The 685-nt window shown below is 70.5% G+C and carries 1 pseudogene; it reads right to left on the bottom strand.

Annotated elements, in window-relative coordinates:
* Nucleotides 1–77 precede the first annotated feature (77 nt).
* Nucleotides 78–685: pseudogene (locus FVW20_RS17705) on the bottom strand (aminoglycoside phosphotransferase family protein); the annotation flags it as partial.

The following is a 685-nucleotide window of genomic DNA, read 5'->3' on the forward strand; positions in this document are numbered from 1 at the left end:
CCGCCCCACGGCGGCGGCCACCAGCCCCGCGCCGCCGGGCGCGGCAACGCCCTCTCCGTACGAGGCGCTCAGCCCCTCTACCGCAAGAACCATGCGATGTTCCCCAGATAGCGTTCGATGGTCCGAAAGGTGTCGGCATGGGCCAGCGCGCGCCCGCCGCCCGCGTATTCGTGCCAGGCCATCAGGCACCACGACAGGCCGCGCAGCAGCACGGCGCGCACCATGACGTCGGTCTTCGCCGCGCATTCCTCCGCGTCCGGCACGGGCTGGCCCGCATGGCGCAGCGCCGCCCGGTAGTCGTCCAGAAAAGCCGTGCGCGTGGCCGCGTCAAAGATGAAGTCGGTCTTCCACAGGGTGGTTGTGGGCGCCAGAAAGTGTCCCATATCCTGATAGCGGGTGGTGACCACCGCCTTTTCCCAGTCCACCAGCCATGCGCCGCAGGGCGCGGGAAAGACGGCGGCATCGCCTTCGGGCACGAGGAAGTTGCCGGAATTGACCTCGGTATTGGCGATGACCGGGGCCTCGTCCGCGAACAGGTGACGGGTATCCCCGGCCAGCCGGGCCACCCGGTCGCGGTAGTCCAGCAGCGCATGCCGGGCGGTGTCCACGCGCGGGGCCAGCGGATGGTCGGCGTGGCGAGCCAGCAGGGCCGCACTTTCCGCCACGATGGCCGCCACCGGGTCTG

Origin of the sequence: Nitratidesulfovibrio oxamicus (assembly GCF_015731765.1) — a bacterium.
In the GTDB taxonomy this organism is placed as follows: Bacteria; Desulfobacterota; Desulfovibrionia; order Desulfovibrionales; family Desulfovibrionaceae; genus Cupidesulfovibrio; species Cupidesulfovibrio oxamicus.